Annotated in this window: 17 protein-coding genes; 6 read left to right on the top strand and 11 right to left on the bottom strand. The window is 72.8% G+C overall.

Features of this window, described 5'->3' with window-relative positions:
• The first annotated feature begins 94 nt into the window (after nucleotides 1-94).
• Genes DVH02_RS02830 through DVH02_RS02840 form a run of 3 tightly spaced genes read left to right on the top strand, consistent with a single transcriptional unit; the run spans nucleotide 95 to nucleotide 3447 of the window.
• On the top strand, nucleotides 95-832 hold the full coding sequence (locus tag DVH02_RS02830; protein WP_233518008.1) for a DeoR/GlpR family DNA-binding transcription regulator: 738 nt from the start codon (nucleotides 95-97) through the stop codon (nucleotides 830-832).
• Between the two features lie 39 nt (nucleotides 833-871).
• Nucleotides 872-1888 (top strand): 2-hydroxyacid dehydrogenase, encoded by a 1017-nt coding sequence (locus DVH02_RS02835; protein WP_114622060.1) that lies wholly within the window; start codon nucleotides 872-874, stop codon nucleotides 1886-1888.
• 47 nt (nucleotides 1889-1935) lie between these two features.
• Nucleotides 1936-3447, top strand: coding sequence for an FGGY-family carbohydrate kinase (locus tag DVH02_RS02840; RefSeq protein ID WP_114622061.1), 1512 nt, complete (start codon nucleotides 1936-1938; stop codon nucleotides 3445-3447).
• Here DVH02_RS02840 and DVH02_RS36710 read toward each other — a convergent pair.
• Genes DVH02_RS36710 through DVH02_RS02860 form a run of 4 tightly spaced genes read right to left on the bottom strand, consistent with a single transcriptional unit; the run spans nucleotide 3408 to nucleotide 9518 of the window.
• On the bottom strand, nucleotides 3408-4232 hold the full coding sequence (locus DVH02_RS36710; protein WP_267899036.1) for a carbohydrate ABC transporter permease: 825 nt from the start codon (nucleotides 4230-4232) through the stop codon (nucleotides 3408-3410). The genes DVH02_RS02840 and DVH02_RS36710 overlap by 40 nt on opposite strands.
• Entirely contained in the window at nucleotides 4229-5206 is a 978-nt protein-coding gene (locus DVH02_RS02850; RefSeq protein WP_114622062.1) for a carbohydrate ABC transporter permease, read from the bottom strand. The genes DVH02_RS36710 and DVH02_RS02850 overlap by 4 nt, the downstream gene beginning before the upstream one ends.
• Nucleotides 5203-6507, bottom strand: coding sequence for an ABC transporter substrate-binding protein (locus DVH02_RS02855; protein ID WP_114622063.1), 1305 nt, complete (start codon nucleotides 6505-6507; stop codon nucleotides 5203-5205). The genes DVH02_RS02850 and DVH02_RS02855 overlap by 4 nt, the downstream gene beginning before the upstream one ends.
• The gene (locus tag DVH02_RS02860; RefSeq protein WP_147285991.1) at nucleotides 6504-9518 is read right to left on the bottom strand and encodes an alpha-L-rhamnosidase; all 3015 of its coding nucleotides are present in this window, start codon (nucleotides 9516-9518) and stop codon (nucleotides 6504-6506) included. Before DVH02_RS02860 ends, DVH02_RS02855 begins: the two co-directional genes overlap by 4 nt.
• Before the next feature lie 414 nt (nucleotides 9519-9932).
• On the opposite strand from DVH02_RS02860, the gene DVH02_RS02870 reads away from it, so the two are divergent.
• A complete protein-coding gene (locus DVH02_RS02870) occupies nucleotides 9933-11534 on the top strand; it encodes an alkaline phosphatase D family protein (protein WP_114622066.1) in 1602 nt (533 codons plus the stop codon).
• 41 nt (nucleotides 11535-11575) lie between these two features.
• Here DVH02_RS02870 and aspA read toward each other — a convergent pair whose 3' ends face one another.
• The 6 genes from aspA to DVH02_RS02905 form a co-directional block, all read right to left on the bottom strand.
• Entirely contained in the window at nucleotides 11576-13027 is a 1452-nt protein-coding gene (gene aspA / locus DVH02_RS02875; RefSeq protein WP_114622067.1) for an aspartate ammonia-lyase, read from the bottom strand.
• Nucleotides 13028-13161: 134 nt separating this feature from the next.
• The gene (locus DVH02_RS02880) at nucleotides 13162-14202 is read right to left on the bottom strand and encodes an asparaginase (RefSeq protein WP_114622068.1); all 1041 of its coding nucleotides are present in this window, start codon (nucleotides 14200-14202) and stop codon (nucleotides 13162-13164) included.
• Between the two features lie 2 nt (nucleotides 14203-14204).
• Nucleotides 14205-15722: an amino acid permease gene (locus DVH02_RS02885; protein WP_233518007.1), complete on the bottom strand. Its 1518-nt coding sequence runs from the start codon at nucleotides 15720-15722 to the stop codon at nucleotides 14205-14207.
• Nucleotides 15719-16456, bottom strand: coding sequence for a FadR/GntR family transcriptional regulator (locus DVH02_RS02890; RefSeq protein WP_114622069.1), 738 nt, complete (start codon nucleotides 16454-16456; stop codon nucleotides 15719-15721). The genes DVH02_RS02885 and DVH02_RS02890 overlap by 4 nt, the downstream gene beginning before the upstream one ends.
• Before the next feature lie 267 nt (nucleotides 16457-16723).
• Entirely contained in the window at nucleotides 16724-17674 is a 951-nt protein-coding gene (locus DVH02_RS02900; protein WP_114622070.1) for a TauD/TfdA dioxygenase family protein, read from the bottom strand.
• Between the two features lie 476 nt (nucleotides 17675-18150).
• A complete protein-coding gene (locus DVH02_RS02905) occupies nucleotides 18151-18615 on the bottom strand; it encodes an SPW repeat protein (RefSeq protein WP_114622071.1) in 465 nt (154 codons plus the stop codon).
• 179 nt (nucleotides 18616-18794) lie between these two features.
• Here DVH02_RS02905 and DVH02_RS02910 point away from each other — a divergent pair, with 179 nt between their 5' ends.
• Nucleotides 18795-20507 carry an FUSC family protein gene (locus tag DVH02_RS02910; RefSeq protein ID WP_114622072.1) on the top strand — a complete coding sequence of 571 codons (1713 nt, stop codon included), beginning with the start codon at nucleotides 18795-18797 and terminating at the stop codon, nucleotides 20505-20507.
• A gap of 34 nt (nucleotides 20508-20541) precedes the next feature.
• Nucleotides 20542-21048 (top strand): MarR family winged helix-turn-helix transcriptional regulator, encoded by a 507-nt coding sequence (locus tag DVH02_RS02915; protein WP_114622073.1) that lies wholly within the window; start codon nucleotides 20542-20544, stop codon nucleotides 21046-21048.
• A gap of 19 nt (nucleotides 21049-21067) precedes the next feature.
• On the opposite strand, the gene DVH02_RS02920 is transcribed toward DVH02_RS02915, so the two are convergent.
• Nucleotides 21068-23535: cytochrome P450 (locus DVH02_RS02920; RefSeq protein ID WP_114622074.1), on the bottom strand; the 2468-nt coding region annotated here is incomplete at its 5' end.

Below are 23535 nucleotides of genomic sequence, written 5' to 3' on the forward strand. Positions count from 1 at the left end.
AACGTCAGACCAAGGAACGTCGGACCGAGGAACATCGGACCGCCGCGGCCCGCGGGACGAGATCCGGCGAGGCCCCTCGCACCGGCGCCGGGAGATCTCCGACCACGTACTGGCGCGGGGGTCGGTGTCGGCGTCGGATCTGGCGGAGCGCTTCGGCGTGAGCGTGATGACGATCTACCGCGACATCGACGAACTCGAACGCGAGGGCGTCCTGCGCAAGTTCCGCGGTGGGGTGACCGCGCGGCCCTCCGGTGTGTTCGAGAGCAATGTCGCGTACCGCAAGACCTCCATGCGGCGGGAGAAGGCGGCGATCGCCGCCGAGGCGGTGGCCCTGATCGAGCCCGGCATGTCCGTGATGATCGACGACTCCACGACCGCGCTGGAAGTGGCCAGGCTGCTGCCGGGCATCGAGCCGCTGACCGTGGTGACCAACTTCCTGGAGGCGCTGAATCTGCTGGCGGACGAGCGCGGGCTGCATCTGATGGCCCTCGGCGGCGACTACGATCCGCTGCACGACTCGTTCCTCGGGGTGCCGTGCGTGGAGGCCGTCGAGGCGCTGCGCGTCGATCTGTGTTTCGTGTCCGTGTCGTCGGTCTCCGGCGACTTCGCCTTCCACCAGGAACAGCGCATAGTCGCGGTCAAGCGGGCCATGCTCAAGGCGGCCGACCGCAGCGTGCTGCTGATCGACCATTCCAAACTCGACCGCACCGCGCTGCACCGGCTGACCCCGCTCTCCGCCTTCGATCTGATACTGATCGACGACCGCGTCCCCCCGGACACGCTGCGCTCCCTGGACGAGAGCGGCGTCCCCTACCGGCTCGCTCCGACCTGACGAGGCACCTCCCCCTCCACCGCCAAGGAGACCCCGCCGATGAGAATCCTCGCCGCGGGCGACCACTTCGTCGCCCCCGAACTGTTCGCCCGCGAGCTGACGGCCGAGATCGGCGCCGGTCATACGGTCGACCGGCTGTGCCTGCCGTGGCCCCTGACCCCGTTCGGACCGGTCGCCGAGGTCGACGAGGCTTCGGGGGACGAGAGGACCGTCCTCGAAGCGCTCGCCGGAGCGGAGGTCTGCGTCACCCAGATGGCGCCGCTGACCCGGAAGGTCATCGAGGGCTCCCCCGGGCTGCGGCTGGTGGTCGTCGGGCGGGGCGGGCCGGTCAATGTCAGCCTCGACGCGGCGCGCGAACACGGCGTACGGGTGTGCAACACGCCGGGCCGCAACGCCGCCGCCACCGCCGAGTACACGGTCGGCCTGCTGCTGGCCACGATGCGCCGCATCCCGGAGACCTCGGCCGCGCTCGCGTCCGGGCGCTGGGCGGGCGAGTTCTACACGTACGACAACTGCGGGCCCGGCGTGGACGGCGCGAGCGTCGGGCTGATCGGCTGCGGAGCGGTCGGCAGCCGGGTGGCCCGCGCGCTGACCGCGCTGGGGGCGCGGGTCTTCCTGTACGACCCGTACGCGGACCCCGCCACGCTGCGCGCGGCGGGCACGCCCGTGGCGGGCCTGGACGAGCTGCTGCGCCGCTCGGACATCGTCTCGCTGCACGCCCGGCTGACGCCCGAGACCCGCGGGTTGCTCGGCGCCCGCGAGCTGGCGCTGCTCCCCGAGGGCGCGGTCGTGGTGAACTGCGCGCGCGGCGCGCTCCTGGACGAGGACGCGCTGTGCGACGCGCTGGAGTCGGGGCGGCTGGCGGCGGCCGGGCTCGATGTGTTCGCCGTCGAGCCGCCGCCGCCCGGCTCCCGGCTGCGCACCGCTCCCCGGCTGGTCATGACGCCCCATCTGGCGGGCGCCAGCACCTCCGTCGCGCACAACGCGGCGCGGATCGCCGCCGCCGAGGTCGGCCGGTATCTGCGCGGTGAACCGCTGGCCCACCAGGTGGCCTGAGGCTCCGTCACACAACCGCTCATCTCTCAACGGCAGGAGGAGACAGGGTGTTCGTCGGACTGGACATGGGAACCTCGATCGTCAAGGCGGTGGCCTTCGCCGAGGACGGCTCGGCCCTGGGATCACACTCCACACCGATCTCGCTGGGCGGGAGCGGCGACCACGTCGAGCAGGACGTCGAGGAGGTGGTCGGCGCGGCGCGCGAGGTCCTCGCCGCGGTGGGCGAGGGCCGGGCGCCCGCGCTGGTCGCCATCACCGGTCAGGGCGACGGCCTGTGGCTGGTCGACGCGGCAGGCCGGGCGGTGCGCCCCGCGCTGTCGTGGATGGACGGCCGGGCCGGTGCGCTGGTCGCGGAGTGGATGGCCGACGGCACAGCGGAGCTGATGTACCGCCGTACGGGCAACGTGCTCTTCCCCGGTTCCCCCGGCCCGCTGCTGGCCTGGCTGGACCGCCACGAGCCCCGGTCCCTGGACGCCGCGGCGACCGCCGCCTGCTGCAAGGACGTCGTACAGCTGCGCCTGACCGGTGAGCGTGGCACCGATCTGTCCGACGCCTCGGTCCCCTTCCTCGATCCGCGCACCCGCGCCTACTCCCCCGAGGCGCTCGACGCGCTGGGCGTCGGACACCGGGCGGGGCTGCTGCCGCCGATCGCGGCGACACTGCCGGCCGGGCGCGCGCGCGGGGAGCTGCCGGGGCTGCCCGAGGGCACCCCGGTCACCTCGGGCCCGTACGACCTCCCCGCGAGCGCGATCGGCGCGGGCGTCACCGAGCCGGGCGACGGGCTGCTGATCGTGGGGACGACCCTGGCGTGTCAGGTCGTGGTGGAGAGCGTCGCGTTCGACGCGGATCCGGTCGGGTTCCATCTGGCCACGGCGCGGCCCGACCGCCATATGCGCGCGCTGCCCGCGATGACCGGCACGGTCGCGCTGGACTGGGTGCTCGGCATCACCGGCGCCTCGCACGCGCAGGTGTCGGGGATGCTGGCCGAGTCACCGAGGGGCGCCCGGGGTGTCGCGGCGCTGCCGTATCTCTCGCCGTCCGGGGAGCGCGCGCCGTTTGTCGCGCCCTTCGCGCGGGCGGAGTTCACCGGGCTGGATCTGCGGGCGTCGCGGGCCGATCTGGTACGGGCCATGTGCGAGGCGATCGCGTTCGCGGCCCGGCACTGCCTGGAGGCCGCGGGGCTCACCGGCGGGCTTGCGGTGTGCGGCGGCGGGGTGCGCAGCCTCGCCTGGCTGCGGCTGTTCGCCGATGTGCTGGGCAGGCCGCTGCGGGTGGCGCGCGGTCCTGAACCGGGCGCGCGCGGCGCCGTGCTGGCGGCGATCGCGGCCCGGGGCGGGGAGCTGGGCCACGGTGTGGACACCGCCGCGTGGACGGCTCCGGAGGCGGTGGTGGAGCCGGACCCCGCGGGGGTCGCCTTCTACGCGCAGGCGTACGCGGAGTACCTGTCGCGGGTGGCCGCCGCGCGGGCCCGCTGGCGGGGACCGGCGCCGACGCTTCCGCCGCGAAGCGCCCCGGCGCCTCAGCCCTTGAGGCCGCCCGCGAAGCCCTTGATCACGTAGCGCTGGAGCAGCAGGAACACCAGGAGGATCGGCAGGGCCGCCAGGACGAGCCCGGCGAAGACCAGACCGTAGTCGGAGACGTACTGGCCGACGAAGGAGAACACCCCGACCGGGACGGTCTCCTTGCCGGAGCCGCCCAGGTACAGCAGCGGGGTGAAGAAGTCGTTCCAGATGAACACCGCGTTGAGGATGATCACGGTGCCGGTGATGGGGCGCAGCAGCGGGAAGACGACCCGGGTGAACGCCTGCCGGTGGTCGCAGCCGTCGATGAGCGCCGCCTGCGCGTAGTCGGGCGGCAGGGCGCGGATGAAGCCGGTGTAGAGGAACACGGTGAAGGGGAGCTGGATGCCCGTGTAGAAGAGGACCATGCCCTGGTACGTGCCGAGCCAGCCGAGGCCGTCGACCAGTTTGTACAGCGGGATCATGCCGAGTTGGAAGGGCAGCACGATGCCCAGCAGGAACAGGACGTACATCCCGTAGCCCAGTCCGCGCGCGCGTCGCGCGAGGTAGTAGGCGCCGGTCGAGCCGAGGACGATGAGCAGCAGCAGGCTGACGGCGGTGATGACGGCGCTGTTGACCAGGGCGGGGCCGAGCGAGGCGGAGGACCAGGCGTCGCCGAAGTTGGCGAGGGTGGGCGGCAGCGGCGGGGCCAGTGGGGAGTCGGCGACCTGGCGGGGGTTCTTCATGGACAGGGTGATCAGGGCGTACACGGGGAAGAGGAAGACCACCGCGACGGCGGTCATGAGGAGTTCGAGTCCGTAGGAGCGGTACGTGGCGGGGCTCACGCGGTGACCTCCCGGGCGCGCAGAAAGCGGAGTTGGACCAGGGAGACCGCCGCGACGAACAGCGCCAGGACCAGGGCGACGGCGGTGCTGTAGCCGAACTTCCCGTAGACGAACGCCTCTTTGTAGAGCACGGTGGAGAGCGTCTCGCTCGCCGTGCCGGGGCCGCCGTTGGTCGCCGCGTACACCTGGTCGAAGAGTTTGAGTCCGCCGATGGTCGACAGCATGAGGTTGATGGTGAGGGCGGGGGCCAGCAGCGGCCAGGTGACGTAGCGGAAGCGCTGCCAGGTGCCCGCGCCGTCGAGGGTGGCGGCCTCGTGGAGGTCGGCGGGGACGCCCTGCAGCCCGGCGAGGAAGATGACCATGGAGTAGCCGGCGTACTGCCACACGACCATCGCGGCCACGGACCACAGCGCGAGCGAGGGGTCGCCCAGCCAGTCCTGGCGCAGTCCGCCGAGTCCGAGGGCGCCGAGGATGCCGTTGAGCCCGGCGCCGTCGTCGGGGTTGTAGACGTACTTCCACAGGAACGCGACCATGACCGGGCTGACGACGGCCGGCGCGAAGAAGATCACGCGCAGCAGCGCACGGGATCTGATGCCGGTGTTGACGCCGAGCGCGAGGAGCAGTCCGACGGTGTTCTGGACGACGACCACGGCGAGGGTGAGCAGCAGGGTGTTGCCGACGGACCGCAGGGCGCGGTCGTCGCCGAGCAGCGTACGGAAGTTGTCCAGGCCGACGAAGCCGAAGTCCCCCACGCCCGACCAGTCGGTGAAGGCGTAACCGACCCCGGCCAGGCTCGGGTAGAGGACGACGACGGCGTACACGACGAGCGCGGGGACGACGAAGATCCAGGGCGGGACGGTGGGGTCGCGGCGGCGGTCGCCGCGGCGGGTACGGTCCGGGGCACCGGATGTGGCGGCCTGCCCCGGCGCTCGCGGCGGGGTGTCCGAAGTGGCCGTCCCGGGAAGGGAGTTCACGGCTGCTTCCGGTAGGCGGTGTCCATCTGTCGCAGGGCTCCTTTGACATCGGTCTCGCCCGCGAGCAGGTCCTGCACCGCGGCGAAGTGGGCGGGCTGCACCTCGGCGTTGGGCCAGCTCTGGTCCATGAAGGGCACGGCGCGACGGGCGTCGACGAGGGGCAGGAAGTCCGTGAGTACGGGGTCGATCCTGGTGGTGGCGTCACGGGTGAAGGGGATCGCCGAGACGTCGGTCGCCCAGCGGTTGATGTTCTCCTGCCGTCCGAGGAAGGCGATGAACTCCTTGGCGCGCGCGGGGTTCTCGGCGTGGGCGGCGACGCCGAGGCCGACGACGATGCCCGCCGGGATCCACTGGTCCGCCGGGTCGTCACCGCCGGGGAAGGGGAACATGCCGAGATCGGCGGGGTGGGCGGCGGCCTCGCGGAAGGTGGCGAGGACCGCCGAGACCTGGACGGCCATGGCCGCCCTGCCCCCGGCGACGAGTGCGGTCTGCTGCTCGAACGTGGTGCCGTTGGGGTTGGCGTTGAAGAAGCCCCGGCGCTGGAGTTCCTGGTACCGGCCCAGCGCGTCGGCCCAGCCGGAGGCGGCGAACGTGGCGCGTCCGGCGGCCATGTCGGCGTCGAAGCCGGGATTCTCGGCGTAGACGGCGTTGGGCACGAGGGCGTAGCTGATCAGCTGGGTGACCCAGGGGGTCTGTGCGCCGAGCGCGATCGGGACGATGCCCTCGGCCTTGAGTTCGGCGCAGACGTCGAGGAGTTCGCTCCAGGTCCTGGGCGGCTCCACCCCCGCCCTGGCGAACGCCTTCTTGTTGTAGACGGCGCCGATGACACTGCTGCCCGCCGAGTAGAGGTAGGTCTTGCCGTCGTGGCGGTAGGCGGCGTCGAAGTTCTTCGGGATGTTCCGGGTCCACTCCTGGTCCGAGAGGTCGGTGAGCAGCCCCGACCTGGCGAGTTCGACCATGGACATGGCGCTGCCGCTGCCGGGGAACAGGACGTGCGCGTCGGGGGCGTTGCCGCCGGCGAGTTGGGTGCGTACGACGGTCTGTACCTGGTCGGTGGGGGCGAAGGAGGTGGAGAAGCGGGCGTCGGGGTGGTCCGCGCGGTAGCGCTCGATGAGTGTGCCGAGGGGTTTCTGCTGGTCGGCGACGCCGACCACGCGCACCGTCCCCGAGCGGCCGGAGCCGGAGCACGCGCCGAGGAGCGGGGGCAGGGCGAGGGCCGCCGCGCCGCCGGCGCGGAGCAGTCCCCGGCGGCTGACCGGCGGCCCGGCGGGGGCGGTCGGGCGGTGCGGACCGGTGGTCATGGTGTGCCCTCCTCGGATGGTCCGACGCGGGTGAGCTGCGCGGGAGCGGTGGCGGGAGCGGTGGCGGGCGCCTCGGCGACGCGGGGCCCTGTGGCGGCCGGGGCCGGGCCGGGGGCCGTCGCGGTGAAGTGGTACGTGCCCGAGGCGACCCGGTAGACGGCGTGGCCGGGCTCGGTCCGCAGCGGTGCGATGTGGCCGCGGGCTGTGGGATCGCCGCCCGATTCGCGGACGGAGCCGGGCTCTTCGGTGGGTACGTGCACCTCGGCGTCGGCCCCCGGTGGGACGCGTACCCACAGCGAGAGGGTGGCGCCCCGGCGCTCCCAGCGCGCCTCGGCGGTGCCGCGCGCCGATTCGTAGCGGCTGTGCGCGTGGGTGAGCGCGCCGGGCCGGGGCCGCACGCGCAGCCGCCGGTATCCGGTGGAGTCCGGGTGCTGGTCGAGTCCGGCGACGCCCCGGTGGAGCCATTCGCCGATGGAGCCGAGCGCGTAGTGGTTGAAGGAGTTCATCGACGGCGCGCGGAATCCCGTCTGCGGGGTCCAGCCGTCCCAGCGCTCCCAGATCGTGGTGGCGCCGTGGCGCAGGGGGAAGAGCCACGAGGGCGTCTCGGTGCGGCGCAGCAGGGCGTGGGCGAGATCGGCCCTGCCGCAGGCGTCCAGCACGGGCGCGGCGAGGGCGACCCCGAGGAAGCCGGTGAGCAGGGCGGGTCCGGCGCTCTCTACGAGTTCGGCGAGGCGGCGCGCGGCGGCGGGAACGCGGTCCTCGGGCAGCAGTCCGAAGGCGAGCGCGAGGAGGTAGCCGGTCTGGGTGTCGCCCTCGATGGACAGGCTCTGTCCGTCGAAGATCACGAACCGGTCGGTGAAGACGGTACGGATGTCGTCGGCGAGCCGGTGGTGGGTACGGGCCGTGTCCCACTCCCCCAGCGCCTCGGCGGCGTGTGCGGTGAGCCGGGTGCTGTGCGCGAAGTACGCGGTGGCGACGACGGCGCGCGGGGTCGGGGTGCCGGGCGCGAGCCAGTCGGCGAAGTGCGGGCCCACCTTCCGCCGCCAGACCAGGTCGGGGTTGTGACGGCGGATCAGGTCGATCCAGGACCGCATCGCGGGCAGGGCGCGGGAGAGGAAGCGCGGATCGCCGTACGTGCGGTACAGGTGCCAGGGGATGACGACTCCGGCGTCGCCCCAGCCGGGGGCGCCCTCGTCGGCGACTCCGGTGAGCCGGGGCGCGACGTTGGTGAAGCCGCCGTCGGGGGTGCGGGCGTCCTCGACGTCGCGCAGCCATTTGGTGAAGAACGCGGCGACGTCGGCGTTGCGCGCGGCCGTCGGCAGGAACACCTGCGCGTCGGCGAGCCAGCCGAGCCGCTCGTCGCGCTGCGGGCAGTCCGTGGGCACGCTGACGAAGTTCGACCGCTGGCCCCACTCGACGCAGGCGTGCAGCCGGTTGATCTCGGGGTCGGAGCAGTCGAAGGAGCCGGCCCAGGGGGTGTCGCTGTGCAGCGCGACGGCGACGATGTCGCGGGGGCGCAGTTCTGGCAGGCCGCTGATCTCCGCGTAGCGGAAGCCGTGGTAGGTGAAGCCCGGTTCGAAGACGGTGTGTTCGCGGCCGTCGCCGATCAGTACGTCGGTGGCGGCAGCGGTGCGCAGGTTGGCGGTGTACGGCCGGCCGGCCTCGTCCAGTGCCTCGGCGTGGCGGACGGTCACGCGGGCGCCGCTGGGCAGCGCGCCGACGCTCAGCCGTACCCGCCCGGCGAGGTTCTGGCCGAAGTCCACGACGTGGACGGCCTCGCCGGTCCGGGTGACGGTGCGCGCGGGCAGTTCGGCCATGGCCCGTACGGGCTCGTCCACACCGGCCACGAGCAGTCCGTGGTCGGCGTCGGTGACCACGGCGGGCGACCAGCCGGAGTCGTCGAAGCCGGGCAGCTCCCAGCCGTCGGCGGCCAGGCGCAGGTCGTGGCACTCGCCCATGAGCAGGTCGGCGTGGCGGACGGCGCCGGTGGCGGTGCGCCAGGCGGCGTCGGTGACGATCACGGTCGTCCGGCCGTCGGCGCCGGTGAGGTGGAGTTCGGCGAGGAGTTGGGGGAAGGCGCCGTAGTGGGCGCCCGCCCTGCGCGGCTCGAAGCCGACGAAGCCGCTCCACCAGCCGTCGGCGAGGGTCGCGGCGAGGACGTTCTCGCCGTCGCGGAGCAGCGCGGTGACGTCGTAGGTCTGGTACTGGACGCGGCGGGTGTAGTCGGTCCACCCCGGCGCCAGCTCCGCGTCGCCGACCCGGACGCCGCCGAGCCGGATCTCGTACAGTCCGCGCGCGCTCACATAGAGCCGGGCGCGGCTGGGCGCCGGGGCGGTGAAGGCGCGCCGGAGCAGGGGGCAGGGGGCGAGCCCGTGGTCGTCGAGGGCGTGTGCGCCCTCGGTGGGCGCGTCCATGACGGGGAGGGGGCCGGGGTCGTGCGCGATCCAGGAGGCGCGCCAGTCCGGGGTGCCGGTGAAGGCGGTCTCGAACCAGGACGTCGCCTCGGCGGGCGCGGCGGGACCGGCGGGCCAGACGGAGAGCCGCCAGTGGTAGCGGGTGCGGGGCGTCAGGGCGGGGCCCGCGTAGACGACTCCGATCGCGTCGGGGTCCTCGACCCGGCCGGTGTCCCAGCGGGGACGGCCGCCCTCGTCGAGGTCCTCGGGCCGCTCGGCGACCCGGACCCGGTAGGCGGTGGGGTCGTCGCCCCGGTGTCCTGAGGCCAGCCGCCAGCCGAGCAGCGGGGCGGCCTCGTCGATGCCCAGCGGGGTGGTGCGGTGGTCGCAGCGCAGGGCGTAGGGGCGAAGGCCCCGCGACCCGGCATCCGTCGACACGGCGCCCGCCGACACGCCCTCCACCGGCACGACGTCCGTCGACACGCCCTCCACGGACGCGCCCTCCACCGGCACGGCGTCCACGGATCCGGCGTCCGCCGCTGAGCCGTTGGCCGACCCGCCGCCGTTCGCCGGCACGCCGTGCGTCGACGCGCCTTCCGCTGCCGGGGAACCGGACACGGGCACGTCCTTCCTGGCCGCCGGACAGACGGCGCGTCACCTCGACCGCCCGGCCGGGCCCACCTGGCGTGAACCCGACGTGAAGACGACCACTCTCGGATGTGAAATCTAACGCCATTTCTGTGGCGTGGACACTATGAGCGGCTCGCGAGGAGTGTCAAGGGTGTGACGTGGGCACGGGAGAAGTGCCGATTCGCCACCTCATGGCGCAACTGATCTTCCCCGCACAGCCGCCGTAGAGTCAGCTGTGACAAGCCTTGTCAGCTCGGCGGCGGGTGCTCTTGTGACGCGCGATTCCGATGTGATATTCACCGTGTGATTACCACATGAACTGACGTTAAATCACGCGCCGATCTCGCCTCGACTCCGCCCCGGGCCGGGTGGGATCCCCGCACGACGAACGGACCAGGATTCATGCGTAAGAACTGTGGGATCAGCGGAACTTCGGGCCTCGGGAGACGGGCGGTGCTCGGCGCGACCGGGACGCTCGCGATGGCGGTCGCCGCCGGGAACCTGTCGGCCGGACGGGCCGGGGCCGCCGAGCGGCTCAAGGAGGATCCCTTCACCCTGGGGGTCGCCTCCGGCGATCCCTGGCCGGACGGCTTCGTCCTGTGGACGCGCCTCGCCCCCCAGCCCCTCGCCCCCGACGGTACGGGCGGCATGCCGCCGCGCGCGGTCAAGGTCCTCTGGGAGGTCGCGGACGACGAGCGCTTCCAGCGTGTCGTGGCCCGGGGCTGGACCCGCGCGGTCGCCGAACTCGCCCACTCGGTCCATGTGGAGGTCGCGCGGCTCCAGTCGAACCGCACCTACTACTACCGCTTCCAGGCCGGCGGTGTGGTCAGCCCGGTCGGCCGCACCCGTACCGCCCCCGCGCCGCACAGCACCCCCAACTCGCTGAAGTTCGCGTTCGTTTCCTGCCAGGCGTGGTTCGAGGGCTTCTACACCGCCTACCGCCACATCGCAGAGGAGGACGTCGACCTCGTCCTGCACCTCGGCGACTACATCTACGAGAACCCCATCGACGCGATGGGCGGCGTCCGCAAGACCCCGCTCGCCGCCGAGGTGCGGGCCGAGCCGATGGATCTCACCGGCTACCGCCTGCGGCACGCCCTGCACCGCTACGACCCGGATCTGATCGCCGCCCATCAGGCCCATCCGTTCGCCGTCGTCTGGGACGACCACGAGGTCGAGGACAACTGGGCGGGCGACCACTCCAAGCACACCGACGTGGACCCTGCGGTGTTCAGGAAGCGCGCCGCCGCCGCGTTCCAGGCGTACTACGAGCACTTGCCGCTGCGCCTGCCCAACAAGCCCGACGGCTTCGACGTCCGGATGTACCGCAGTCTGCGCTACGGCCGGATGGGCACCTTCCACATCCTCGACACCCGGCTGTTCCGCGACGACCAGGCGTGTGGCGACGGGACCAGGACGAACTGCGCCGAGCGGCTCGATCCCGACCGCACCATCCTCGGCGCCGAGCAGGAGCGCTGGCTCTACAGCGGTCTGGGCCGCTCCGACGCGACCTGGAACCTGATCCCCCAGCAGATCGCGATGAACCAGGTCGACACCGACCCGGGGCCGGGGCAGGCGTTCGTCATGGACTTCTGGGACGGCTACGCGGCCTCCCGGCAGCGGCTGTTCGACGAGATCGTCAAGCGGAACGTCCGCAACCCCGTGGTCCTGACCGGCGACATGCACCGCCATCTCGTGGCGGATCTCAAGCGGGACTTCGACCGGCCGGACTCGCCCACCATCGGGGTGGAGTTCGTCGGCACCTCGGTCTCCACCAAGATGGACGGTGTGGACCTGGACCCCTCGGGGGCCGGCCTGCTCGCGGCCAACGAGCACATCAAGTTCACCAACTACCAGCGCGGCTATGTCCGGTGCACCGCCACGGCGCAGAGCTGCCGCGCCGACTTCCGGGTGCTGCCCTACGTGACGAGGCCGGGCGCCCCGGTCTCGACCCGTACCTCGTTCCTCACCGAGGCGGGACGGCCGGGCGTACAGCCCGTCTGAGCCGGGTGCCGCGCGCGCCCCGTCGGCGCGCGCGGCCCCGCTCAGCCGACGGTGCCGGTGCCGACTCCGGCTCCGACTCCGACTCCGACTCCGGCTCCGGTGCCCGCGATCACCTCGGGACGCAGCAGGGCGGCCAGGGTGTCGGCGGGCAGCAGCCCGCGCTCCAGGACCAGTTCGGCGACGCCCCGGCCGGTGGCGAGGGCCTCCTTGGCGATCTCGGTCGCCGCGGTGTAGCCGATGTGCGGGTTGAGGGCGGTGACCAGCCCGATCGAGTTCTCCACGGTCGCGCGCAGGGTGTCGGTGTTGGCGGTGATACCGGAGACACACCGTTCGGCGAGGGTCAGGCAGGCGGCCCGCAGGTGGGTGATGGACTCCGAGAGGGAGTGCAGGATCACCGGCTCGAAGGCGTTGAGCTGGAGCTGACCTGCCTCGGCGGCCATGGTGATGGTGACGTCGTTGCCGATCACCTCGAAGGCGACCTGGTTGACCACTTCGGGGATCACCGGGTTGACCTTGCCGGGCATGATGCTCGAACCCGCCTGGACCGGCGGCAGATTGATCTCCGCGAAGCCCGCGCGCGGCCCGGAGGAGAGCAGCCGCAGGTCGTTGCAGCTCTTGGAGAGCTTGACGGCGATGCGCTTGAGGACACCGGAGAGATGGACGAAGGCGCCGCAGTCCTGGGTGGCCTCGACGAGATTGGCGGCGGTGACCAGCGGCAGCCCGGTGAGGGCCGCGAGATGGCTCCGGGCCGCCTCGGCGTAGCCGGCCGGGGCGTTGAGCCCGGTGCCGATGGCGGTGGCGCCGAGGTTGATCTCGTGCACCAGCAGTACGGCCTCGGCGAGCCTGCTCTCGTCCTCCTCCAGCATCACCGCGTAGGCGGAGAACTCCTGCCCCAGTGTCATGGGGACGGCGTCCTGGAGCTGGGTGCGCCCCATCTTGAGGATCTCGCGGAACTCCTCGGCCTTGGCGGCGAACGCCCGGCGCAGCACCGCCATCGCGGCGAGCAGTTCGCGCACGGCGATGATCGTGGCGACGTTGACGGCGGTCGGGTAGACGTCGTTGGTGGACTGGCTGAGGTTGACGTCCTCGTTGGGGTGGAGTGCGGTGTACTCGCCCTTGCCGTGGCCGAGCAGCTCCAGTGCCCGGTTGGCGATGACCTCGTTGGCGTTCATGTTGGTCGAGGTGCCCGCGCCGCCCTGGATCACGTCGACGACGAACTGGTCGTGCAGGGCGCCGTCCTCGCGGATCTCCCGGCAGGCGGCGGCGATGGCACCGGCCTTCTCGGCGGTGAGCAGCCCCAGGTCCTCGTTGGCGCGGGCGGCGGCCTCCTTGACGGCGGCGAGCGCGTTGATCAGGTGCGGGTAGGCGGAGATCGGCGTACCGGTGATGGGGAAGTTCTCCGAGGCGCGCAGCGTGTGCACACCCCAGTACGCGTCGGCGGGTATGTCGCGGTCGCCGAGCAGATCGTGTTCGCGGCGGAGGCCGGCGGTCATGGCGAAGGTGTCCTTCGGGTGGTGGAGGGGATAGGTACGGATCGGCCGGGCGGAGGAGCGAGCGCGGGGCGGGCGGGGCGGGGCGGAGAGCAGGGGACGGCGGGCCCGGGGCTTTCGGCCCCGCCGTCCCCTGCTCACGGGGCGGGAGCGGGCTCGGGCGGGGGAGCCAGCGCGCCCGCCGCCCGCAGGCTCCCCACCTCCGCGCCTCCTCCGATGACCGGCGTACGGGCGAACTCGGCGAGGACGCCGGGGTCGACCCCGCAGCGGGCGAGGGCCGCCGCGGTCACCGGCATCCGGGCGCGGTCGCCGCCGTCGGAGATCTTCACACCGACGGCACGTCCGTCGGGCAGCGCGGCGACCTGTACTCCTTCGAAGCCGTCCTTGGCGAGCAGTCCGGGCACCGCCCGCATCAGCCGGGCGACATCGCGACCGGTGCCGGAGACCATCTCCGGGTACGCGCGCATCGCGTGTGCGATCCGGCCCTCGTGGGTGTCGGGCGCGGCCGTCGCCAGCCGGGCGACCGCCCGGGTGAGGCCGTGCAGGGAGACGGCGTAGAGGGGCGCGCCGCATCCGTCGACGGTGACCCGGGCGACGCGCTGTCCCGTGAGGTCCTCGACGGTCGCCGCGATCGCCTGCTGGAGCGGGTGCGCGGCGTCGGTGTAGCTGTCCAGCGGCCACTGCCTGGCCCGCGCCGTCATCAGCATGGCGGCGTGCTTGCCCGAGCAGTTCTGGGCGAGGCGGGTGCGGCCGTGGCCCAGCCGCAGCCACTCCTCGCGCCGCTCGGCGCCGTACGGCAGGTCGGGGACGTTGCGCAGGTCGTCCTCGGTCAGCCCGGCGGCGTCCAAGATGCGCCGGGCCGTGGTCAGGTGCCGTTCCTCACCGGAGTGGCTGGCGGCGGCGAGGGCCAGCGACTCGTCGTCCAGCGGCGGCAGCCCCGCGCGCAGCAGGCCGACCGCCTGGAGGGGTTTGATCGCGGAGCGCGGGTAGAACGCCGCTTCGATGTCCCCGGCGAGGAACTCGACACTGCCGTCGGCGGCCAGGACGACGACCGAGCCGTGGTGGACGCCCTCGACGACACCGCCCCGTACGACATGGGCGAGCGGCACGTGGGCCGGTTCGCGGACGGGCGGAGGCGGGCCGGGGGTACGGCGCGGGGTGGTGATGATCTCGGTCATGCTCAGCTTTCGGTGTGATCGGTGTGATCGGTGGTGCGGGTGGTGCCGTCGTGGCCGGCGCGGGCCAGCGCGGCCTCGTCACGTACGGTCCCGACCCGGGCCCGGACCAGGAACCAGCCGCCGACCAGCGCGGCAATGATCACGGGCAGCGACAGCACGGTGGTGCGGCCGGCGCCGCCGTCCGCGTACATCAGGACGAGTACGGAGGCGAGGAAGACCAGGGTGATGATCTGGGTCCACGGCGCGAACGGCAGGGCGTAGCCGGGCCGCGAGAGCCGTCCGAGCCGCGTCTTGCGCCAGAAGAGCAGGTGGCAGACCATGATCATGCCCCAGGTGGACAGGATGCCGATCGCCGCGAAGTTCAGCACGATCTCGAAGGCGTCCTTGGGGACGACGAAGTTGAGGCCGACGCCCAGGACGCAGATGGACGAGGTGAGCAGGATGCCGCCGTACGGGACCTGGCTGCGGCTCATGACCCCGGTGAACTTCGGGGCGGAGCCGGACATCGCCATGGAGCGCAGGATGCGCCCGGTGGAGTAGAGGCCGGAGTTGAGGCTCGACATGGCGGCCGTGAGGACGACCAGGTTCATCACACCGCCCGCGGCGGGCACCCCGATGTTCGACAGCACGGTCACGAAGGGGCTCTCACTCGCGGAGTACTTGTCCCACGGCAGCAGCATCGTCAGCAGGATGACCGAGCCGACGTAGAAGAGGGCCACGCGCCACATGATCGAGTTGATGGCCCTCGGCATGATCTTCTCGGGCTCGGCGGTCTCGCCCGCCGTGACCCCGACCAGCTCGACCGAGGCGTAGGCGAAGACGACGCCCTGGACGACCAGCAGCATCGGGAGCATCCCGGCCGGGAAGAAGCCGCCGTTGTCCGTGATCAGCGAGGGGCCGGGGCTGTGCCCGTCCACCGGCTGCTGGGTGACCAGCAGGAAGATGCCGATCAGCATGAAGATCACCAGCGCGCTGACCTTGATGATCGCGAACCAGAACTCCATCTCGCCGAAGAACCTGACGGAGACGAGGTTGACGGTGAGCACGACCGCGAGGGCGATCAGGGCGATCACCCACTGCGGGACGTCGGTGAACATCCCCCAGTAGTGGGTGTAGGTGGCGACCGCCGTGATGTCCGCGATCCCGGTGGTCGCCCAGTTCAGGAAGTACATCCAGCCCGCGACGAAGGCGCCCTTCTCCCCCATGAACTCGCGGGCGTACGAGACGAAGGCGCCGGAGGACGGCCGGTGCAGGACCAGCTCGCCGAGGGCACGGACCACGAGGAAGGCGAAGACGCCGCAGACCGCGTACGCGATGGCCAGGGAGGGACCGGCGCTGGCAAGCCGGCCGCCGGCGCCGAGGAAGAGCCCGGTGCCGATGGCGCCGCCGATGGCGATCATGTTGACGTGCCGGGACTTCAGGGTCTTGCTGTACCCGGCGTCACCGGCGTCGACATGGGTGTCGTCCTGCCCGTGCCGTGGCGCCTCGTACTGTTCCGCCTGCTGGAGTTGCTCGCTCACGCGTGGGCTTCGCCTTCTTGTGGGGGTTTCGTACAGTGCGGGGGCCGCACGATGGTGGTCAGGGTCGATTCGACGCGGGCGAGGTGGTGGGTCATCGCCTCCACCGCGTCCTGTTCCGACCGGTCGACGAGGGCCTCGACGATGGCGCGGTGTTCCTGGTTCGACTGCTCGCGGCGGCCGCCCAGCTCGTTGAGGAACGCGGACTGGCGGGCCAGCGCGTCGCGGATCTCCTCTATGACCCGGCGGAAGACCGGGTTCTGGGCCGCCTGTGCGACAGCGAGGTGGAACAGTGTGTCCATCGCCACCCAGGCGGTGGTGTCGGTCTCGCGCTCCATCCGCTCCAGCAGATGGGCGAGGTGATCGAGGTCCTCGGGGGTACGGCGCAGCGCGGCGTACCCGGCCACCGGGATCTCCACGTGCCGCCGGACCTCCAGGAGGTCGCTGGCGGTGTAGTCGCCGAAGACCGGATCCTCCACCGGGCCGTTGGACACGATGAAGGTGCCCTTTCCGGTCCGGGAGACGGTCAGCCCCATCGTCTGCAGGGCACGCAGCGCCTCACGGAGCACGGGCCTGCTGACTTCGAGGCGACGGCAGAGTTCGGCCTCGGAGGGGAGTTTCTCCCCCACCGCGTACTCGCTCCGCTCGATCGCGCCGCGCAGATGGTTCAGTACCGCCTCCATGGCGCTGATCCGTCTGGGCACATCGCCAGCTGTCTGGCTGTCTGACAGGTTCACCCGGGCATCCTGAACGGACCGGGGGAACACTGTCAAGGGGTACAACGGGATACGAAGCGGATGTGAAGGCGGCGCGAACAGGCGGCCACACCGCGCTCACCAGCGACGGGCCGCCCCCGGCACGGCACAGCACTGCGCCGCGCCCCGGCGGTGGTGCGGCGGGACGCGGCGCCGTGCCGCGTTGTGCTGCGCCGTGCGGTGTGGTGCTGCGCTGCGTTGTGCTGCGCCGTGCTGTGCTGTGGGATGTCCGCGGCGGCGGGACGGACGTCAGAAGGGGCGGTCGCCCTCGATCGCGACGCGCTCCGCGACCCGTCGGTGCGGGCTGTAGTCGTTGACGGCGTAGTGCTGGGTGGCGCGGTTGTCCCAGAAGGCGATGTCGCCCGCCTGCCAGCGGAACCGCACCTGGAACTCGGGCACATGGGCCTGCTGGAACAGCAGCCTCAGCAGCCGGTCGCTCTCCGCCCGCTCGAATCCCACGAGATGGGTGGTGAAGGAGGTGTTCACGAAGAGCATCCGCCGGCCCGTCTCCGGATGCCGCCGTACCACCGGGTGCTCCACCGGGGGGAACCGGTCCTGGAACGCGGCGAGTTGACCGGCGGGGGTGAAGCGGGCGAAGCCGGGCAGGAAGTCGTGCACGGCGCGCGCGCCGTCGATGCGGTCCTTCACGTCCTGGGGCAGGTTGTCGTACGCCACCGCCATGTCGGCCCACATGGTGTCACCGCCGGACGGTGGCACCTCGCGCAGTTGCAGTACCGCGCCGAGCGCCGGCCGCTCCCGGAACGTGACGTCCGTGTGCCAGACGTTCTCGAAGCTGGGGACGGCGGACCGGTCGAAGCGCACCACCTCGGGCGCGTCACCGGTGGCGAGCAGCGGATTGGTCTCCAGCTCGCCCCAGTTGCGGGCGAAGGCGCGCTGCGCCTCCGAAGTCAGGTGCTGCCCGCGGAAGAAGAGCACCTTCCACTCCAGCAGGGCGCGGTTGATCTCCTCGCGCAGGGCGGGCGACGGCGGTTGGGCCAGGTCGAGCCCCCGGATCTCGGCGCCGATCGTGCGGGCCTGCGGGACCAGTTCGAACAGCTCGTAGCGGCGGTCCTCCCATCCCTCCGGCACCCGGCGCAGCTCGCGGTGGCCCTCGTACAGGCCGTCGGCGGGGATGCGGTACGGACGCGGCACGGCGGCGGCGACCGGGGGCGTGGAGGCGGTGGCGGTGGCGGTGGTCACGGATCTCCTCTGGTGAACGGGTCCGGGCGGGGCCGCGGACGCGGGCGGACGGCCCAGGAGCGGGCCGGAGTGAGGAAGGGAGGGTCGCGCGGCGGGGCGCCGGAGCGCCCCGGAAGGGGCCCGGGGCGCTCCGTGCGTACCGCGGGTCAGCGACAGGGGCGGGCCGGGGGAGAACCCACCCGGCCGCGGCGGCGCAGGAAGCTCTGGCCGCGGGGCGCGCACACACCGTGGGGGCCGCTGTGTCGCGGCTCCGCTGCACGGTGGCTTACGTACGGTCCCATGGCAGGCACCGTACCTCAGTTCCGGCCGCGGGTCTCCACCCCCGAAGCGGCCTCTTTCGCCCGCGCGTGCGCAGGACACACGCGGGCGGGCCCGCGGTCGGCGGGCCCGCCTGATCGTTTCCGCTGCTCCCCCGTTCGCGAAATCCCTTGGTTCGTCACGCTCTTGGGAGTTTCCTCCGGTTCACTCGTCTCGTGTCACGCCGCTCGTCGCACGCCCCTTCGGCTGTGTCGCATCGCCATGCCCGCGCAGGCCAGGCCCAGCAGGAAGGTGAGGCCGCCGATGACGGCGTTCGCCCAGATGACGCCCTTGTCGGGGCCGCTCCCCACGATCCAGGGAGCCACGATCAGCCAGATGCCCATGGCGCACATGGCCGGGCTCAGTCCGGTCATCCTTCCCGGCGCGAAGGAGAAGCCGAGCGCCAGTACGGCGAGCGCGACCCCCATGATCAGGTTGTGGGTCGCCAGCGCGGGCTGACTGCTGGTGAAGTGGATGATCCAGGGCGACAGGGCGCAGAACAGGCCGACGAGGAAGACCGGCCCCGCCATCGCCGTGATACCGCGTCCACCGAGCATGCGGGCATAACGCTCGCGCATCTCGGGAACGTCGGGATGGCCGGACAGATCCTGTCCCGTCTCCCTCTGATGTGAGACGTCGGCCATACGACTCGCCTCCTTCTTTCACGTTCTTTCACGCACGTCACGGACCGAGAGGCACGGCACCGAACCGTGCCACGTTCCATTCTGCGCGCTTTTTTATGTTTTGTGTAGGTCGATTTCCCTTATATATCCGACATGCGTGATTAATATTTCACGAGTAAAACACCTGTTAATCTGTTGAGATGGGCAAGCACACCACACGGGGTACGACGGCGCGCCCCCGGCCGCCCGCGCTCCCGCTCCCGATCCGGAGCACGGTCCGGCTGCGGCGGCCGGTCGACATCTGGCACAAAGCCGCGTTCAGCGCGGCGGGCGCGCTCGCCGTCCCCGATCTGACCCTGCTCGCGCTGGGCCGGCTCGATCTCGTCCTGTACACCTCGGCCGGCGCGATGTGCGCCCTGTACGCGCACGGCCGGCCGTACGCGGCGCGGGCCCGCGCCCTGGCCCTGGTGGTCCTCGGCATGGTGGCGAGTCTCGGGGTGGCGCTCCTGTGCGCGGCTTCGGTCTCCTCGCCCGCCCTGCTGGTGGCGCTCGCCGCGCTGCTCGCGGCCGCGCACAAGGTGCTCTGCGACGCGACCCGGATCGGGCCGCCGGGCAATCTGATCCTCACGTTCATCTCCTCCTCCGCCTTCTTCGTGCCCCAGCGGCTCGCGGACGTTCCGTTCCATCTCGCGCTGGCCCTCGGCGGCGGGGCGCTCGCCTGGCTCATCTGCATGGCGCCCCGTCCGTTCCGGCCGCACGGGCCGGAACGGGTGGCCGTCGCCCGGGGGCTGGAGGCGTCCGCCGCGCTGTGGCGGGCCCGGGAGCCCGCGGTGTTCCCCGCGCGCCGGGCGGCGGCCGGTGCGGTCGGCTCCGCGTGGCACACGCTCTTCCTGGTCCCGGGCGACGGCCCGGAGCGGGCCGGGCTGGAACGGCTGCTGGTCCACGCGGAGTCGGCCCTCGCCGCCGGGGCGCCGCACGCGGCCGAGGCCGACCGGTGCGCCGCCCTGGCCCGTGCCCTGCGCCGGGGCCGGGCCCTGCCCACCGTCGTCCTGACGCCCCGGGAGAGCGAGGAGGCCGCCGGGGTCGCCGCCGAGCGCCACGCGCGGGGGCAACCGCGCCGCCCCGCGCCGGACGGGCCGCGGGGCATCAGGGCCGTACGGGACCGGCTGCGGCCGGGGTCCCCGCTGCTGCCCGTCGGCGCGCGGGTGGCGGCCGGGTGCGCGCTCGCGGGGTGGGTCTCGCTGGCCGCCGGGGTCGGGCACCCCTACTGGGCGGTGGTCACCGCGGCCTCCCTGTACCAGGCCAACACCACACTCTCCTGGCAGCGGGCCGTCCAGCGCGTTCTCGGCAACGTCCTCGGTCTGGTCCTCTTCCTCGCGCTGCTGCCCCTGATCCGCACCGGGCACCTCGCGATGGTGCTGCTCGCGCTCGCCTTCCAGATCGGCGCGGAGGCGCTCATCACCCGTAACTACTGGCTGGGTTCGGTGTGTGTCACCCCGATGGCGCTGCTGCTCACCGAGTTCGGCGGCGGGCTGCCGGCCCACACCCTGGTCCACGACCGCATGGTGGACACACTGGTCGGCGCCGCGGTGGGGCTGGCGTGCTGCGTGCTGGTCACCAACCGCCGGGCCGCGGACCGCACCGACCGGGCGCTGGCGGCGGTCGAGGCTGCGCGGCAGGCGGCGCTGCGCCTGGCGGACGGGGCCGGGGCGGGGTGGACCGAGGAGGCCGGACGGGCCCGTGACCGGCTCGCGCACTGCCTGGTGGAACTGCGCGACGCCTTCGAGGTGGCCTCGGGCGAGTGGTGGCAGCGCGCCCTGCCCGTGGAGCGGGTCGCCGCCGCCGAATCGGAGGGCCACCGCACGCTGGCCCTGCTCGTACGGCGTACCGCGCCCGTGGCCCCCGTACCGTAGACACTTGATCCACCACACATGGAGGAGAGTGCGCGTGGCCGAGGACATCGTCGCCGGGGTGATGCGGCAGTGGCAGCAGGTGATGCCCGCGTTGGACACCGCCCCGATGGCGGTGATCGGACGGCTCAACCGCTGCTCCGCCCTGCTGCAGCAGGCCGCCGACGCCCCGCTGCGGCGGGAGGGGCTGACCCGCTCCGAGTTCGACATCCTGGGCACCCTGCGCCGCACGGACCACGAACTGACCCCGGGCCGGATCGCGCGCGAGACCTTCGCCTCCGGAGCGGCCGTCACCAAACGGCTGCGTCGGCTGGAGAGTGCCGGGCTCATCGGCAGGCGCCCCGACGACCGGGACCGCCGGGTGTCCCATCTGTCGCTGACGGCCGCCGGCCGCACCCTGCTCGACCGGCTGCTGCCCGCGCAACTGGCTTACGAAGCAGCCCTGTTGGAGGGCCTGGGCGCGGAGAGTCAGGAGCAGCTCGCCGGTGGTCTCGGCGAGCTGCTGGTCCTGCTCGAAGGACGGCTGGGCAGCCTTCTCGAATGAGCCCGCCCCAGCCCCGCGGTCAGCCCGCGTAGACGTCCTCGACATACCGGCCCCGGTCGGCCAGCGCCTGGAGCCAGTCGCGGGACGCCGCCTCACCCGCGCCCGGGGTCATGCGCCGATGGAGGTCGCGCAGGGTCTCCCGCACGCCGGGCGCCATCCGGGCGCCGTCGCCGCAGACCTGGATCCGGGCGCCCGCCTCCAGCAGCGCCCACACCTCCTCGCCCTCGGCGGCGATCCGGTGCTGGACGTAGCGCACGCCGCCGGTGGGCGAGGCGCTGAAGGCGGGCCGCATGGAGACCGCTCCGGCGCGCTCGGCGGCGCGCAGCTCCTCGGCGTGCAGGTAGTCGGTGTCCGGGCCGTCGCAGCCGAAGTAGCAGAGCGCCTGGGCGAGTCGGGCCCCGCCGTCGGCCAGCGCGCGCCGGTCGGCGACGACGCCCCTGAAGGGCGCGAGACCGGTACCGGCGGCGATCATGATCAGCGGGGTGGAGGTGTGCTCCTCGGCAGTGACGCGGAATGCCTCGCGGCACGGCTGGACGCGGGCGAGCACCGTGTCCCCGGTTCGTACGGTGTGCAGATGGCCCGATCCGGTGCCCCGGCGGCGCCCCCGCCCTGAGCGCGCGGGGGCGTCCAGCAGCGAGACCATCAGGTCGGCGTGGCGCGGGTCGGCGACCGGCGCCGAGGAGACCGAGTAGTGCCGGGGCCGCAGCGGCGGCAGCAGGTCCAGCAGTACGGGCCAGGTCAGCGCCGCGCGCAGGGCGGGGTGGTCCTCGACCAGGTCGAGCAGGGTGCGGTGGTCGGCGTCGCGCGCCTGGGCGTCCTCGGCCAGCGCCGCCAGCGCCGCGCGCTCGGGCGGGCAGGAGTCGAGGGCGGCCAGGGTGGCGAACTGCCCCTCGGTGGGCCGGTCCTGGAGATCCACGTGGTGGGTCAGCAACTCCCGTACGGTCAGCGGCCGGTCGACGGTGAGCCAGGCGCCACGAGCGCCGCGGGCGCCGCCGGGACGGGCCGGGGCGATGCTCAGAACGGTGTCGAGGCGGGCGCCGAACGCCTCGGCGGCGCGCGCGACGAGCGCGGTGTCATTGGCGGGGAGCACCGTCAGATGGTCGGCGGTGCGGTACGTCGTCCCCTCCGGCAGCGCGAGCCGTACCAGACGCTTGGCGCGCGGATGTGCCGGATCGGTGAGCGAGGCGGTCCGCGTGACGGTCATCTCCGCCATGCCGTGGCGGGCGGCGAGCGCGGCCAGCGGTCCGCCGGTGATCTCCGTGACGGTGACGGTGGGGGCGGGTCCGTCGGCCTCGGCCGGGTCCACCGGACCGGCGACGGCGTCCGGGTCGCCGTGCCGCTCCAGCAGCGCGGTGCGCAGCGAGGCGGTGAACTCGCCCACCGCGGCGGGCAGATCACCGGAGGCGTCGGCCGCCGCGCGGTCCACCAGCCGGGTCGCGCCGAGCGCGGCGAGCCGTTCGTCGATGAGGGTCGGCACGCGCTGGTAGGTGGCGGACCAGTTGCGGTCGCCGACGCCCAGCACGGCGTAGGTGACCCCCTGGACCGCATCGGCTTCCGCCGTCTCCAGCCAGCGCAGGAAGGCCGCGGCGTCGTCGGTGGGCTGCCCGTTGTACGAGGCCGCGACGATCACGACGGTCCGGTCGGTGGGCAGCCGCCCGGCGTGTTCGTCGAGGGAGGCGATGGCGCTCGCGCAGCCCAGGGAGTCGGCGGTGTCCGCCAGTTGCGCGGCGAAGTCGCGGCACGTGCCGTAGTTGGAGCCGTGCAGGAGCAGCAGTCCGGTGCCGCTCCGCACCCGGGAGGGCAGCTCCCGGGCGTCTCCCGCGTGGGGTGCGGGGGCGCTCGGAGCCTCGGTCCTCGCGATGGTGGCCGACAGCGCGGCCCGGTCGGCCGCCCGGTCGGCGGGGGTGCGGCGTACCGGGGTGAGGGTGAGTCCTTCGGGCTTGATGGTGAGGGTCTGCTTCAGCTTCAGCCGGTAGTCGTCCTGGTCGATCAGCCGGTACCTGTGGACCAGCATGCCGAGCAGCATGGTGGCCTCGTGCAGGGCGAACTGCCGTCCGATGCAGGCCCGTTCACCGGTCCCGAAGGGCTTGTACGCGTGCGGGGAGCGGCCGGCCTCCGCCTCGGGCGCGAAGCGCGCCGGGTCGAACAGCTCGGGGTTGTCGCCCCACACCGGATCGCGGTGCAGCATCGGTGTGACGACCAGCGCGCCCTGTCCGGCGCGCAGCGGGATCCGGCCGCCGAGCACGGTGTCCCGGCGTGCCTGCCGCTGGAACCCGGGCGCGGTGGGCCACAGCCGCAGCGCCTCGTTGAGGACCTGGCGGGTGTGGCGCAGTCGGCCGACGTCCTCGTAACTGGGCTCGGGGTCGGCGGTGTCCCCCCACAGCTCGTCCACCTCGCGCCGGACCAGGCGCAGCGCGGTCGGGTCCTTGACGAGGTGGTGGAGGGCGAAGGAGAGCGCCCCCGAGGTGGTCTCGTGACCGGCGATCA

The sequence above is a fragment of the Streptomyces corynorhini genome (genome assembly GCF_003346515.1).
In the GTDB taxonomy this organism is placed as follows: Bacteria; Actinomycetota; Actinomycetes; order Streptomycetales; family Streptomycetaceae; genus Streptomyces; species Streptomyces corynorhini.

Bases quoted from the DNA above. Each gene is read 5' to 3' on its own strand.
- DVH02_RS02835 (WP_114622060.1), top strand. From the start codon at position 872: ATGAGAATCCTCGCCGCGGGCGACCACTTCGTCGCCCCCGAACTGTTC.
- DVH02_RS02855 (WP_114622063.1), bottom strand. From the start codon at position 6,507: ATGACCACCGGTCCGCACCGCCCGACCGCCCCCGCCGGGCCGCCGGTC.
- DVH02_RS02870 (WP_114622066.1), top strand. From the start codon at position 9,933: ATGCGTAAGAACTGTGGGATCAGCGGAACTTCGGGCCTCGGGAGACGG.
- aspA (WP_114622067.1), bottom strand. From the start codon at position 13,027: ATGACCGCCGGCCTCCGCCGCGAACACGATCTGCTCGGCGACCGCGAC.
- DVH02_RS02880 (WP_114622068.1), bottom strand. From the start codon at position 14,202: ATGACCGAGATCATCACCACCCCGCGCCGTACCCCCGGCCCGCCTCCG.
- DVH02_RS02905 (WP_114622071.1), bottom strand. From the start codon at position 18,615: ATGGCCGACGTCTCACATCAGAGGGAGACGGGACAGGATCTGTCCGGC.
- DVH02_RS02910 (WP_114622072.1), top strand. From the start codon at position 18,795: ATGGGCAAGCACACCACACGGGGTACGACGGCGCGCCCCCGGCCGCCC.